The sequence below is a fragment of the Streptomyces zagrosensis genome (assembly GCF_014203645.1).
Lineage (GTDB): Bacteria > Actinomycetota > Actinomycetes > Streptomycetales > Streptomycetaceae > Streptomyces > Streptomyces zagrosensis.
This window is the reverse complement of sequence record NZ_JACHJL010000017.1, coordinates 1-14,261: the sequence shown is the minus strand read 5'-3', so window position 1 is coordinate 14,261 and position 14,261 is coordinate 1. Positions and strand designations below refer to the sequence as shown.

At 67.4% G+C, this 14,261-nt stretch carries 12 protein-coding genes, 1 rRNA gene and 1 riboswitch; of the genes, 1 reads left to right on the top strand and 12 read right to left on the bottom strand.

Annotation, left to right across the window (positions count from 1 at the left end):
- Positions 1 to 12: 12 nt before the first annotated feature.
- Entirely contained in the window at positions 13 to 2,898 is a 2,886-nt protein-coding gene (gcvP, locus tag FHS42_RS26795; RefSeq protein ID WP_184576351.1) for an aminomethyl-transferring glycine dehydrogenase, read from the bottom strand.
- Positions 2,899 to 3,084: 186 nt separating this feature from the next.
- A riboswitch (glycine riboswitch) is annotated at positions 3,085 to 3,183 on the bottom strand.
- Between the two features lie 120 nt (positions 3,184 to 3,303).
- Between gcvP and FHS42_RS26790 the strand changes: the two genes are divergently transcribed.
- Positions 3,304 to 3,708 (top strand): PRC-barrel domain-containing protein, encoded by a 405-nt coding sequence (locus tag FHS42_RS26790; protein ID WP_184576349.1) that lies wholly within the window; start codon positions 3,304 to 3,306, stop codon positions 3,706 to 3,708.
- On the opposite strand, the gene FHS42_RS26785 is transcribed toward FHS42_RS26790, so the two are convergent.
- The 11 genes from FHS42_RS26785 to rrf all read right to left on the bottom strand — a co-directional run.
- Positions 3,597 to 5,195 carry a DNA polymerase IV gene (locus FHS42_RS26785; RefSeq protein ID WP_184576347.1) on the bottom strand — a complete coding sequence of 533 codons (1,599 nt, stop codon included), beginning with the start codon at positions 5,193 to 5,195 and terminating at the stop codon, positions 3,597 to 3,599. The genes FHS42_RS26790 and FHS42_RS26785 overlap by 112 nt on opposite strands.
- A 36-nt stretch (positions 5,196 to 5,231) precedes the next feature.
- Positions 5,232 to 5,846, bottom strand: a complete 615-nt coding sequence (locus FHS42_RS26780; protein WP_184576345.1) for a MerR family transcriptional regulator — start codon at positions 5,844 to 5,846, stop codon at positions 5,232 to 5,234.
- A gap of 170 nt (positions 5,847 to 6,016) precedes the next feature.
- A complete protein-coding gene (locus tag FHS42_RS26775) occupies positions 6,017 to 6,490 on the bottom strand; it encodes a bifunctional nuclease family protein (protein WP_014044725.1) in 474 nt (157 codons plus the stop codon).
- A 53-nt stretch (positions 6,491 to 6,543) separates the two neighbouring features.
- Positions 6,544 to 7,287: a transcriptional regulator FtsR gene (gene ftsR / locus FHS42_RS26770; RefSeq protein WP_184576342.1), complete on the bottom strand. Its 744-nt coding sequence runs from the start codon at positions 7,285 to 7,287 to the stop codon at positions 6,544 to 6,546.
- Between the two features lie 26 nt (positions 7,288 to 7,313).
- Positions 7,314 to 8,084 (bottom strand): double zinc ribbon and FHA domain-containing protein, encoded by a 771-nt coding sequence (locus FHS42_RS26765; RefSeq protein WP_312867050.1) that lies wholly within the window; start codon positions 8,082 to 8,084, stop codon positions 7,314 to 7,316.
- 193 nt (positions 8,085 to 8,277) lie between these two features.
- On the bottom strand, positions 8,278 to 9,237 hold the full coding sequence (locus FHS42_RS26760; RefSeq protein ID WP_184576340.1) for a DUF881 domain-containing protein: 960 nt from the start codon (positions 9,235 to 9,237) through the stop codon (positions 8,278 to 8,280).
- 5 nt (positions 9,238 to 9,242) lie between these two features.
- Entirely contained in the window at positions 9,243 to 9,575 is a 333-nt protein-coding gene (locus FHS42_RS26755) for a small basic family protein (protein WP_184576338.1), read from the bottom strand.
- Complete coding sequence (locus FHS42_RS26750; protein WP_376772706.1) at positions 9,572 to 10,492, bottom strand: DUF881 domain-containing protein; 921 nt, start codon at positions 10,490 to 10,492, stop codon at positions 9,572 to 9,574. Before FHS42_RS26750 ends, FHS42_RS26755 begins: the two co-directional genes overlap by 4 nt.
- 225 nt (positions 10,493 to 10,717) lie before the next feature.
- A complete protein-coding gene (locus tag FHS42_RS26745; RefSeq protein WP_184576335.1) occupies positions 10,718 to 13,213 on the bottom strand; it encodes a mannose-1-phosphate guanyltransferase in 2,496 nt (831 codons plus the stop codon).
- 116 nt (positions 13,214 to 13,329) lie between these two features.
- Positions 13,330 to 13,938 carry a cardiolipin synthase ClsA gene (gene clsA / locus FHS42_RS26740; RefSeq protein WP_184576333.1) on the bottom strand — a complete coding sequence of 203 codons (609 nt, stop codon included), beginning with the start codon at positions 13,936 to 13,938 and terminating at the stop codon, positions 13,330 to 13,332.
- A 245-nt stretch (positions 13,939 to 14,183) separates the two neighbouring features.
- Positions 14,184 to 14,261: ribosomal RNA gene (gene rrf, locus FHS42_RS26735) — 5S ribosomal RNA — on the bottom strand; the annotation flags it as partial.

The window sequence follows — 14,261 nt, the reverse complement described above, 5'->3', positions numbered from 1 at the left end:
GGCCCGACCTGCTCAGCCGTCGTAGTCCTCAAGAGGCGGGCAGGAGCAGACCAGATTGCGGTCACCGAAGGCACCGTCCACTCGGCGCACGGGCGGCCAATACTTGTCCGAAGCAGAGACGCCGGCCGGGAACGCGGCCTCCTGCCTGCTGTACGGGCGGTCCCAGTCGCCACCCAGCGTCGCCGCCGTGTGTGGTGCGTTCCGCAGCGGGTTGTCCTCCGCTGACCACGCGCCGGACCCCACCTTGGCGATCTCCGCGCGAATTGCGATCATCGCCTCGCAGAACCGGTCGATCTCGGGCAGATCTTCGCTCTCCGTCGGCTCGATCATCAGCGTGCCGGCGACGGGGAACGACATCGTCGGCGCGTGGAACCCGTAGTCGATGAGGCGCTTGGCAACATCGTCCACGCTAACGCCGGTCTCCTTGGCCAGCCCCCGCAGATCGATGATGCACTCGTGGGCCACCAAACCGGCCGGGCCCGTGTACAGCACTGGGTAGTGCGCCTCAAGGCGCTTGGCGATGTAGTTGGCGCTGAGCACCGCAACCTGGGTAGCACGGCGCAGCCCCTCGCCGCCCATCAGCCGCACATACGCCCACGAGATGGGCAGGATGCCGGCCGAGCCCCACGGCGCGGCGGAGATCGGTCCCACTCCCGTCTCGGGCCCTGCGGCGGGCTGTAGCGGGTGGTTGGGCAGGTAGGGAGCCAGGTGCTCGCGCACGCCGACCGGGCCGACACCGGGGCCACCGCCGCCGTGCGGGATGCAGAAGGTCTTGTGGAGGTTCAGGTGCGAGACGTCGCCTCCGAACCGCCCCGGCTGCGCCAGGCCGACCAGCGCGTTGAGGTTGGCGCCGTCCACGTACACCTGACCGCCCACGTCGTGCACGGCCGCGCAGATGTCACCGATGTGCTCCTCGAACACCCCGTGCGTGGATGGGTAGGTGACCATCAGCACGGCCAACTCAGCGCTGTGCTTTTCGATCTTGGCGCGCAGATCGTCGGCGTCCACCTCGCCGTCCTCGCCGGTCTTGATCACGACGACCTTCATCCCGGCCATCACGGCGCTCGCGGCGTTGGTGCCGTGCGCCGACGAGGGGATGAGGCACACGGTGCGCTGTTCGTCGCCATTGGCGCGGTGGTAGGCGCGCACGGCCAGCAAGCCGGCCAGTTCGCCCTGCGATCCGGCGTTGGGCTGGAGGGAGACCTTGTCGTAGCCGGTGACCTCGGCGAGCCGGTCCTCAAGTTCCTTGATCAAGGAGAGGTAGCCCTGGGCCTGCTCGATGGGCGCGAAGGGGTGCAGCGCGGCGAACTCCGGCCAGGTGACCGGCTCCATCTCGGTGGTCGCGTTCAACTTCATGGTGCAGGAACCGAGCGGGATCATGCCGCGGTCCAGCGCGTAGTCACGGTCCGCGAGCCTGCGCAGGTAGCGCAGCATGGCGGTCTCGGAGCGGTACTGGTGGAACACCGGGTGGGTGAGGTACTCACCCGTGCGAAGCAACTCCTGCGGGAGCGTGTCGCTCACCGCGGCGTCCAACGCCTCCACATCGGCACTGACGCCGAAGGCCCCCCACACGGCGGCGAGCTGCGCGCGGCCGGTGGTCTCGTCGCAGGCGATGCCGACCAGGTCGGCATCCACGAGCCGCAGGTTGACCCCAGCCTCACGGGCTGCGGCCACCACTCCCGCGGCGCGGCCCGGCACCCGCACGGTGAGCGTGTCGAAGTACGCACCGTGTACGACCTCCACTCCGCCGGCCCGCAGCCCCTCGGCGAGCACCGTGGCGTAGCGGTGGGTACGACGGGCGATGGAGGCCAGACCATCGGGGCCGTGGTAGACGGCGTACATCCCCGCCATGACGGCGAGCAGTACCTGCGCGGTGCAGATGTTGCTGGTGGCCTTCTCACGACGGATGTGCTGCTCACGGGTCTGTAGTGCCAGCCGGTACGCCTTGTTGCCGTCCGCGTCCACCGACACACCGACCAGGCGGCCCGGCAGGCTGCGGGCGAACTTCTCGCCCACGGCCATGAACCCGGCGTGCGGGCCGCCAAAGCCCATCGGCACACCAAACCGCTGGGTGCTGCCGACCGCGATGTCGGCGCCGAGCTCACCGGGGGAGGTCAGCAGCGTCAGCGCGAGCAGATCGGCGGCGACGGTGACGACCGCGCCCAGTTCATGGGCACGCTCGATGACGGCGCGCGGGTTCCGCACCGCGCCGGAAGCGCCCGGGTACTGGAGCAGGACGCCGAAGACTCCGCGCTCGACAACCTCCTGCGGGATGCCGCCGGACAAATCGGCGACGACGACCTCGACGCCGGTGGGCTCGGCGCGGGTCTGGATGACGGCAATGGTCTGGGGCAGGCAGTCCGCATCGATGAGGAAGACGCCGCTCTTGACCTTGCCGATACGGCGAGAGAGCGCCATCGCCTCGGCGGCGGCCGTGCCCTCGTCGAGGAGGGAGGCGCCGGAGGTCGGCAGCCCGGTCAGGTCGGCCACGACCGTCTGGAAGTTGAGCAGCGCCTCAAGGCGGCCCTGCGAGATCTCGGGCTGATAGGGCGTGTACGCGGTGTACCAGGCCGGGTTCTCCATCACGTTCCGCAAGATCACTGGCGGGGTGAAGGTGCCGTAGTAGCCGAGGCCGATCATCGGAGCGAGGACCTGGTTGCGGTCGGCCAGCTCGCGCAGTTCGGCGAGTACCTCGGCTTCGGTCCTGGCGTCGGGCAGCCGCAGCGAATCGGCGCTCTTGATCACGTCGGGTACGGCTGCTGCGGTGAGTTCGTCGAGTGAGCCGAAGCCGACCTGGGCGAGCATCTTGGCTTGCGCCTCGCGGTCGGGCCCTATGTGGCGCTCATCGAAGGGCGTGCCGCGTTCCAGTTCGGTCAGGGAGATGCGGTGTGCGGTCATCTGCGGAGGCCTCCTGGTCATACGACCTTCGGGGGGCACCAAGGCGCTGGTACCCGTACGGCCTCCCCCTCTGTCATCTCAACCTGAGAGCTTCACCGGACCGCGTGGCGGCCCAGCTTTCACCGTCGGTGAGGAAGGGCTCCGGGCTGATGCCAGTCCGGGACCCGCCCTACTTTCCAGAGTGACCTCGTCCGTACGGTACGTGTGCCTGAGAGATTCCGGGGAGGATTTGCTCCTTCGGCGCCCCCGCCCGGTTGCTGCGAAGGGCTCTCCCGTACAGGGTCAACAGCCGTCAGCCAGCCTACCAGCGACAATCCCAGGTGTTCCGTCAAGTGGCCAGTCGGCATGATGTGGCCTTACGTAGGTGTCACAGGGCAGTCATGACCTTGTTGGAGGTGATGGACGGTGCAGACGGACACCGACCCACGGCAGTTGATAGGCCGCAAAGCGTTCGACCGCAACGGCGCAAAGATTGGGACCGTGGACGAGGTTTATCTCGACGACGCCACAGGCGAGCCCGAATGGGCGGCCGTACGCACCGGCCTGTTCGGCCGGGACGTCTTCGTGCCGCTTGAGCCGAGCGAGGTCGTCGATGAGGTGTTGCGGGTCCCCTTCGACCGTACGTTGATCAAGGAGGCCCCGGACCTCGGTGTGGGCCGGCACCTCTCGCCCGAGCAGGAGGTGCAGCTCTACCGGCATTACGGGCTCGACACCTCCCGCCGCAGCGACCCCGCCCCGCCGCCGGACACCGGCTTCGGGCACATCTCAGGCTCGAAGGACGCGCCTGGTGGGTCAGCCACCGGCGGCTGACCCGCCGGGAGGGACGCCCGCCGCGCCATCTCGGGCGCTGGCGGGTCCGGCGCGGGCGGGCCGTTCGGGGCAGCCGATACGTCCGGGGGCGGCTCGGGGCGCATCAATGAGAGCGGCTCCGCCGCCTCCAGGGCCGGGTCATCGACCGCGAACGTCCGCACCCGGCCCGGCGGCGACCAGGGCTGTTCGAACCGTACGGTCACGCGCCCGACGCCGCTGCCCTGCACCCAGCCAGCGCCGTACTTCGTATGAGTGATGTCAAGCCCTGGCAGCCAGCGCCGGGGCGGCTCGGGCGCTGACGGGGCCCGTACGGGCGCGTGGACGCCGCTCTCCGGCTCTATGGCACCTTGCTGGCCCCCCGAGCCCGGCGACTCGTCCCGCTCCAGCAGTGCCGCTTCCTGAGCCTCGCGGTCGTTCGCCGCCTGAGCGAACAGGTCTTCCTGGGTGTAATCGGCGAGGCCACTGACGCCGACGCCAAGGAGCCGCACACCCTCGCTGGTCTCCACGCTGTCGATCAGCCGCCTTGCGGCCTCCCGCACCACCGAGGGGTCATCCGTGGGACCGCGCAGGGTTTCTGACCGCGTCAGCGTCGAGAAGTCGTACCGGCGGACCTTCAGCACGACCGTCCGCCCGGATCTCCCAGCAGCCCGCAGCCGCTCGACGCACCGGTCGGCGAGCCGGGCGACCTCGAACTGCATCCGCGAGCGGTCGGTCAGGTCCTCGTCGAAGGTGTCCTCCACGGATACCGACTTGGTGTCCCGCTCCGCGACGACCGGACGCGCATCGCGCCCGCTGGCCAAGACGAACAAGGACGCCCCGTGGGCCTTGCCCAGCAGTCTGACCAACTCCGCCTCACCGGCTTCGGCCGTATCGGCAATCGTGTGGATGCCCGCGCGCCGCAGTGCCTCGGCCGTCGCGGGCCCCACGCCCGGAATCGTCCGCACCGTCATCGGGCCGAGCAGCGCGAGTTCGGTGCCCGGCTCGATCACCACGAGGCCGTCGGGTTTGGCCCGCTCAGAGGCAATCTTCGCCAACATCTTCGAGCCAGCCAGCCCCACGGAGCCGGAGAGCCCCGTCGCCGCGGCGATGTCCCGACGCAGTTGGTGCCCCACCTCCTGGGCGGCCCGTGAGTGCGGCTCCACACCGCCCGCCTCCAGATCGACGAACGCCTCATCGAGGCTGAGCGGCTCGACCAGCGGGGACAGCTTTCGCAGCAGCTCCATGACGACATCGCTCACTTGGCGGTACAACGAGAAGCGCGGTGTGAGGTAGGCGGCGTTCGGGCACAGCCGGCGGGCCTGCGCCATCGCCATGGCCGAGTGGACGCCAAAGACGCGCGCCTCGTACGAGGCCGTGGACACCACGCCGCGCGGCCCTAGACCGCCGACGATCACTGGTTTGCCGCGCAGGCTGGGCTTGGCCGCCTGCTCCGCCGCGGCGAAGAAGGCGTCCATGTCCAAATGCAAAATCGTCGGCGTACCTCTCACACTCACCGATGGTGCCGTACGCCTCTGACAATCGGCTCAGACCGCTCGGTTACGCCGCTTGGCCAACTCGTCGGCCGGGTGCTGTCGGGTCAGCGTTTCGCCCGTGTCCACGCGCTCTCCGTGCAGTTGAGATAGTGCGGCCTCCACATCCCGCCACACCACTCCCACGGCGATCCCAAAGACGCCCTGTCCGCCCTGGAGCAGATTGACGACTTCGTCAGGCGACGTGCACTCGTACACCGTCGCCCCATCGCTCATCAGCGTCATCTGCGCGAGGTCCGCGACCCCGCGCAGCCGCAAGTGCTGCACGGCCGCACGGATGTTTTGCAGCGACACACCGGTGTCGAGCAGCCGCTTGACGATCTTAAGGACGACCACGTCGCGAAAGCTGTACAGCCGTTGGCTACCCGAGCCGTACGCGGGCCGCACGCTGGGCTCCACAAGCCCAGTGCGCGCCCAGTAGTCGAGCTGCCGATAGGTGATGCCCGCGGCAGCACAGGCCGTGGGCCCGCGGTAGCCGATCTCATCAGACATGGGTTCTTCGGGTGTCGCGGCCCGTGCCGCGGCGGGATGCCCGGACACCGGGCCGGCCGCGCCCCCGTGAAGCGGATACGGACCGCCTGCCGCCGTGCCCTCGCCGGTGCTTCTCACGCCGACCTCCGTCCTTGACCTGCCCTCTCGACGGTAGGCAGTCACTCGGGGTGCGTCAACGATCGCCACACTCGGCACGCCGAGTGATAATCACCCTACGAGTGGTTTCGGTGACGCTCTTCCGGGAAGGGCTTGCCGAATGCCCTGGCCTGACTGCCGTCAGCGGCGGCTCACTGGCTGTTGGTGTCGAAGTCTTCCGGGGAGATCTGGTCGAGGAACTCGCGGAACTTCTCGACCTCGTCCTCCTGCTCGTCCGGGATGGCGATGCCCGCATCGTCCAGCACACCGTCACTGCCGTAGATCGGCGTACCGGTACGCAGCGCCAGCGCTATGGCATCCGACGGCCGGGCACTGACCTCAACTCCGCTGGCGAACACCAGCTCCGCATAGAAGACGCCCTCCCGCAGATCCGTGATCCGGACCTCGGTGAGCTCCTGCCCCACTGCTTCCAGCACGTCCTTGAAAAGGTCATGGGTCAGCGGTCGCGCGGGGGCCATGCCCTGCTGCGCGAAGGCGATGGCGGTCGCCTCTCCCGGCCCAATCCAGATGGGCAAATACCGGTCGCCTCCCACTTCACGGAGAAGCACGATCGGCTGGTTGGAAGGCATTTCCACCCTGACACCCACGACGTCGAGCTCATTCACACAGCAACCCTAGGACCTGGTCGGTCGGTTTGGGTAGTCGGGCACCCCGGCACTCAGTGCAACCTGACCCGCAATGCGGCTTCAACGAGTGCCGCATGCAGCCGTACGGACAGCCCGGCAAGCTCCCGCGCCGTGGCCTCGGCATGGGCCCTGGTCTGCGGATTACGGTGCCGCCGAAGGGGTGCGACAAGCTGTTCGACCAGTCCGGCCTCCCGGTCGGCAGCGGCTTTGATGGCCCGAAGATGACGCGGTTCAAGTCCGGCCCGGCCGAGCTCCGCGATGAGTTTGGCCACCCCGATCGCCCCAGCGTCGTACGCGCCATCTGAGGCAGCGCTGAGCAGCCCGTACGACTCCCACTCGGTCAGCTCCGCCTCGCCCGCCTCGGCAGCCATCAGCAGCTCCGCACGGCCGATACGGACCGCCGTCTGCTCCGGCGGTACCGCCCCCCTCTCCCCATCGAGCAGGTCACGGGGCTGAGCAGGCGCAGGCAAAGGCACCGTCTCACCCCGCTGAAGGGCATCCAGGTGTTCCCGGATGACCTTCAGCGGCAGGTAGTGATCGCGCTGCATACGCAGCACCTGGCCAAGCCGCTCGACATCCTGCGCGGAAAACTTGCGATACCCCGAGGGGGTGCGCTGCGGCTCGACCAGTCCCTCGGTCTCAAGGAAACGAATCTTGGAGATGGTGACTTCGGGAAACTCATCCCGAAGCAGGTTCAGCACCGTGCCGATGCTCACCAGCCGGCCGTCTGCGGAGGCGGTGCCGCGCCCGGCACCGCCTGACGGTGAGTGATGCATGAACCTTCCCTGGTGCTTCGGTTCCCTCAGATACCGAACCCGCGCTGGCTGGCGTAGAAGACCAGCCGGTACTTGCCGATCTGCACCTCGTCGCCGTTGGCGAGCACCAGCGCGTCGATCCGCTCCCGGTTGACGTAGGTGCCGTTCAGGCTGCCGACGTCGGTAACGGTGAACCCACCATCCGAGCCGCGGCGGAATTCCACGTGGCGGCGTGAAACGGTGACGTCATCCAAGAAGATGTCGCTGTTCGGGTGACGGCCAGCCGTCGTCAGCTCGCTGTCCAGCAAGAAGCGGCTGCCCGAGTTCGGGCCGCGGCGCACCACCAACAGGGCCGAACCCGCCGGCAGCGCGTCCACGGCGGCCTGCGCCTCTGGCGTGAGCGACGGCAGCGGATTTTGCCCCGTCGTCTCGGAGTCGTAGGCCTCAAGGCCAGAAATCGAGATGGTGGACGTGGTCTCCGAGGCTCGCTCGGCCGTCGCTCCCGCGCGCAACGGCGTGCCGCAGTTGGAGCAGAACTTGCTGGTCATACCGGTCTGGTGCCCGCACCTGGGACAAACAGGCGCCCCGGACCCTCCACCCGCGCGTGGGGTCGATGGTCCACCGGAACCTATGGGGCGGGCTCCGGCCGGGTCACCAGACGCTGCGCCGTGCCCACCGGACAGGTCACCGATCTGGTCCCGGAACAGCGGGCGCTCCTCCTGGGCCCCGCCACCTTCGGCAGCGCGATGCCCTCGGTGGCGAGCAGTACCGCTCTCCTGGCGAGCGCTCTTGCCGAACAACTTCGCAAACAACTTCACGGGCGATTCCCCTTGACTGAAACAGACCCGCCCGTGGGGCAGGACAAATCCTCAATGCACACACCGGCTGATCCGGACACCCTCACAACGTCCGTGACCATCAGACAGTTTCCCTTACGCACTCCGCTTCTGGTGCGCCGACCCCCCGCAACCTCGCGCGCGCGACACAGGCCCCTCATATGCCCCCCGCTCATCACGATGATGACCGAGCGTAGTCAGGCTGCTTCGCCGACCGCAAGGCGTCCACAACGATCTTCTTGTGCCGCGCCACGGACACGGTCGCCTGCTCCTTCTCCAGAGTTTGCACCACCCCACCAGGAATGTTGAGCGCGGGCTCCAAGTCCTCGGGCTTGCCGATGACCGTGAACTCATAGGGCCGGGCCACCTTGTGGCCGTCGATGCCAACGCCGCTGTCCACATCCGCGAAGTACGTGCCCGCTACGACACGCACATCATTGATCTGAATCGCCTCGGCACCCGCCGCCCGCAACTCCTGGATCGCATCAAGCAGCATGTCCGCCTTCACGGCGCCGCGCGTGTCGTCTATGCGGAGCGTGATGCCAGGGCCCTGGGCCGCCACCGTGCCCGCGAGCACGCCCAGTTGCTGCTCCCTGAGCTTGGTCTGTTTACGGGCCTCTTCGGCCTGGTCCGAGCTGTTCTCCAGTTCGGTGCGCTGCCCGACAAGCCGCTGCCGCTCGTCCTCAAGGCGCTGCGTACGGTCATCCAGTTCGTCCAGGATGCGCACCAGGTCCTCCTGGCGCGCCCCGCGCAGCACGCTGCTTTCGTTGGTTGACCGTACCTGGATCGCCAAGCCCAGGCCAAGGACGCACAGCAGCACCGCGACGGTGAGCTGCGGCCGGGTCACCCGGGGCGGCCAAACGCTCGCCAGCAGCCGTTGACGGCCCGTCATCGAACCGTCCGGGACGGGTTGTTCGGGCGGCGGCGGGCGGTGCGCGACCGTACGCGGCGCGGGCCGCTCCGCGGGCAGTGCGCGGCGAAGCCCGCCGAAGCGGTGGCCGTGTTCCTTGCCATGCCCGGCCCGCTCGGAGTCCTGGTGCTGCGACTCGGCCGCGCCATCGCCTGCGTTCGGCGGCTGACTGCTCTCCTGGCCGTGTGGCGGCTCGGACCGCTCGGGGCTCTCATCGTCGGACATCGGCCTCACGCCCTGAAGATGTGCCGCCGGATTGCGGCCGCGTTGGAGAAGATGCGAATACCGAGCACCACCACGACACCGGTGGACAACTGCGCGCCGACGCCGAGCTTGTCTCCCAGGAAGACGATCAGGGCGGCCACCACCACGTTGGACAGGAACGATACGACAAAGACCTTGTCGTCGAAGATTCCGTCGAGCATCGCGCGAAGGCCACCGAAGACCGCGTCCAGTGCGGCGACGACCGCGATCGGCAGGTAGGGCTCAACGACGTTTGGCACCACGGGGCGGACCACAAGTCCGACCACGACTCCCACGACGAGGCCCAGTACGGCGATCAAGGTGTGCCCTTTCCTGTGTCGGTGCCGGTCGTGTCCACGGCACCGGTATGTGGCTTCGCGTTACGTACGATCAGGGTCGGGGCAACCGGAAGCCGCACCTCGTCCTGGACGGAGGTCCGCACGCGAATGTCGTAGTTGTCGTGCAGTACCCGCAGGTACTGGCCGTCTGCACTGTCCTCGAAGGCCGTGCGCAGCCGCTTTCCATCACCCACCGCGAGCACCGTATACGGCGGCACGAGCGGCCTGTTGTCCACCAGTATGGCGTCGCCCGCCGCTCTGATCGCCGAAAGGGCCGTCAGCCGCTGACCGTTGATCGCCATGGCCTCCGCGCCGGACTGCCACAGCCCGTTGATCACGCGCTGCATGTCCCGGTCCCGCACCCGGCCCGTGTTGGAAAACCCGTTGCTCTCCCGCGGACCACCGCCACCTCCACCAGCGCCCTCAGCATCATCGATGACCAGCTCGACGCCTGGGCCTCGCACTTCGGTTGCGCCCGCCAGCAGAGCCACCAGCTCGCCCTTGTCCCCGCCGTGTTCCTTCAGCGCCTCGCGCTGCCGGTTACCCACATCGTCGCGTAGCGCATCGACATCGTCCTCCAGCGCGTCGGCCGACGAGGTCTCCGACTCGATCCGGTCGATCAGCTCTCCGCGCTCCTTGGCGACGGTGGGCGCGGCTATCCGTGTCTCGGCGGCTCCGATGGTCACCACGATCGTGGTGAGGACCAGCCCTGCCGCGAGCCATAGCTTGGCGCTGACCGTACGCGACAACCCGTGCTTGCCGGCAGCTTGGCGCCGCGCCGTTGCCTCGGCGTACCCGTCATCGAGGCTGTGCTCCATCACATTGGTCAGCAGCGACATGGACGCGTCGGGACGCGGGCGCCAAGACGCGGTGCTCCGAACGGGGGGCTGCTGCGGCATGCCGCACATCGTCGCACGTCGGGAGCGCCGTCACCCAATGGCCCCACCGGCGCGCCGGGTAGGGGCCAAAGAGACGGTACTCCCAGGTCGGTTGAGCGAGCCTCAGCCCGCTGGCCGGTTCACCAGGCACCAGCCCGCTCAGCCCGCTGAAAACGCGGCGAGGCCCCCGCCCGCCCGGACCAACCCCATCGGGGGTCAGTCGGAACCAGCGGGGGCCGTGCCGAATCAGCGGCCCGCGGTGTCCACCACGTGCGCCCACTCGTCAAGCAGCGCCCCGGCCGATGCGTCGTCCGGGCCCTCTGCCCATAGGTGAGTGACGGCCTCCGCGGGGTCGGGCAACACCATCACCCAACGCCCATCGGCCTCCACGACCCGTACCCCGTCGGTGGTGTCCACCGAGCGATCCCCGGCCGCCTCCACGACCGTGCGCATCACCAGGCCCTTGACCGCCCATGGTGTGGCCAGATCTCGACGTAGCACATGGGCCCGCGGGATGCGGGCGTCGATCTGGCTCAGCGTCAGCTGGGTGCGCGCCACCAAACCGATCAGCCGTACGAACGCCGCCGTGCCGTCGAAGACGCTGCTGAACTCGGGGATGATGTACCCACCGCGCCCGTCGCCGCCGAAAATGGTGGTGTCCGCCCGACCAACTCGGGTCAAGTCGTCCGGCGACGTCGTCGTCCAGTCAACCTGCGTGCCGTGGTACGCGGCTACTTGTTCGGCGATCCGGGTCGTGGTCACCGGCATCGCAACCCGGCCACTACGCCGCTCGGCCGCCACCAGGTCGAGCATGACCAGCAAGGCCCGGTCATCTTCCACGATGCGGCCACGCTCGTCCACCAGCGAGAGTCGCTCGCCGACAGGGTCGAACCGCACGCCGAACGCCGCCCGTGCAGACGCCACGATCTCGCCGAGGCGCACCAGGCCGGCGCGCCTGCCATCGGCCGTCTCGGTCGGACGCGACTCATCAAGCCCGGGGTTGATGGTGAGCGCGTCCACGCCGAGTTTGCCCAGCAGGCTGGGGAGGACGAGCCCGGCGCTGCCGTTGGACGCATCGACCACGACCTTGAGGCCGGCTTCGGCCACACCCGTGGTGTCCACGGCACGCAGCAGCGATCCGGTATACGAGTCGAAGACGCTGGAGGGGAAACGTAGATCGCCAATCTCACCGGGGAAAGCACGCCGATATTCCTGACGCGCGTACACCCGGTCCAATTTGCGTTGCGCGGCCTGGGAAAGGTCCGCACCCCGCTCATCGATGAACATGATGTCCACCGAGTCCGGTACACCCGGTGTCGTACGGATCATGATGCCGCCGGCGCTACCACGCGCGGTCTGTTGCCTGGCGACGGGGAGCGGCACGTTCTCCAGGTCACGTACGTCGATGGCGCTGGTCTGGAGCGCGGAGATGACGGCACGTTTGAGGGCTCTCGCACCACGTGAGTGGTCACGTGCCGTGGTGACGGTCGAACCCTTCTTCAGTGTTGTCGCGTAGGCCCCGGCGAGCCGCACCGCCAGTTCCGGGGTGATCTCCACGTTGAGAATGCCGGAGACACCGCGCGCGCCGAACAGGTGCGCCTGACCGCGCGATTCCCAGATCACCGAGGTGTTGACGAACGCGCCCGCCTCGATGGTCTTGAAGGGGTACACCCGGACGTTGCCCTGGACAATCGATTCTTCACCGATCAGGCATTCGTCACCGATGACTGCCCCGTCCTCAATCCGGGCGGCCCGCATGATGTCGGTGTTTTTCCCGATGACGCAGCCACGTAGATTGCACTGCTGTCCGACGTACACGTTGTCGTGGACGACAGTCTTGTGGAGGAAGGCACCGCTCTTGACGACGACGTTGGAGCCGACGACGGTGTGCTCCCGCAGCTCGGTGTCCGCCTCGACCTTGGCGTAGTCACCGATGTACAGCGGGCCGCGGAGCACGGCGTCGGGATGCACCTCGGCTCCTTCGGCGACCCAGACGCCCGGGGAGATCTCGAAGCCGTCGATATCGACGTCAACCTTGCCCTCCAAGACGTCGGCCTGGGCCTTCACGTAGCTTTCGTGCGTACCGACGTCCTCCCAGTAGCCTTCGGCGATATAGCCGTAGATGGGCTTGCCTTCCTTCATCAGTTGAGGGAAGACGTCCCCGGACCAGTCAACAGAGGTATCGGCCTCGACGTAGTCGAAGACCTCTGGCTCCATGACGTAGATGCCGGTGTTCACGGTGTCGGAGAAGACCTGACCCCAGGTCGGCTTTTCCAAGAAGCGCTCGACCTTGCCGTTCTCGTCAACAATGGTGATGCCGAACTCCAGGGGATTGGGAACCCTGGTGAGGCAGACGGTGACGAGTGCTCCTTTTTCCTTGTGGAAGTTGATCAGCTCGGTCAGGTCAAAGTCTGTGAGAGCGTCACCAGAGATGACGAGGAACGCATCATCCTTGAGCGCCTCCTCCGCGTTCTTGACGCTTCCCGCGGTACCGAGCGGCTTCTCCTCATTGGCGTAGGTGAGCTCCATGCCGAGCTCCTCGCCATCGCCGAAATAGTTCCGTACCAGCGAGGCAAGGAACTGCACGGTCACCACGGTCTCATTTAGACCATGCCGCTTGAGCAGGCGCAGCACATGCTCCATGATCGGTCGATTGACCACCGGCAGCAGCGGCTTGGGCATGCTCGAAGTCATTGGGCGAAGGCGAGTTCCTTCGCCACCGGCCATTACAACGGCCTTCATGTCGGAAGCGTCCTCCTTGAAGAGACGACGGTCATGCCGACTTTGCCCATCCAGATGGCCCACTGGAGTTCACATGAGGGCAACCCGGCCCCTACAGGACTGGCGCATCGGTGAGCTCAGTCGGCCGTGGCGTCCGCTCTGACGAGCCGGCGGACCTGAACCACGTAGAGGATTCCTGCCCACCAGTAGAGGGTCGTACCCCATCCTGCGAACGCCCATCCGAAAATAGCAGCGATTGTCGGGAGCCAGCCACTCCCATCACTCAGAAGGAGCAGGGGGAATGCATACATGAGGTTGAACGTCGCGGCCTTGCCGAGGAAGTTCACCTGGGGCGGCGGATAGCCGTGCCGGCGGAGGATGCCGACCATCACCAGGAGGACCAGCTCACGGGCGACCAGCACCGCGGTGAGCCACAGCGGCAGGATCTCCCGCCATGTGAGGCCAGCGAGGGTCGAGAGGATATAGAGCCGGTCGGCCGCCGGGTCCAGTAGGCGGCCAAGGTTGCTGATCTGATTCCAGCGCCGCGCGAGCATACCGTCGAGGTAGTCGCTGACTCCACTGAACGCGAGGACGAGCAGGGCCCACCCGTCAGCCTTGGGACCGCCGAACTCGGGCAACAAAATGAGCCACAGGAACAGCGGAACGCCGACGAGGCGCGCCATGCTGAGGATGTTCGGGATGGTGAGTACGCGGTCGGTTTGGACGCGCGTCTCCTGGACCTCCACCCGGGGGCCTCCTGTGGAACGTGCCAATGATGCGTCCTGACTTTACCTGTATACGGAGGCCCCACGCGCACAGGGGTACGGGGGTACGCAGCGCTTGTTCTCCCGACCTCGAATCGTCCGGACTCCAGGGCCTGGTGCGGCGCCAGTGATCCCAGCGAAGTTTGACCCGGCAGGCCCGGCCTGCTGGAAACGCAAAAGAGCCCTGCCAAGGATTTAAACCCCTGGCAGGGCTCTTTACAAAGATTGTTCGGCGGCGTCCTACTCTCCCACAGGGTCCCCCCTGCAGTACCATCGGCGCTGAAAGGCTTAGCTTCCGGGTTCGA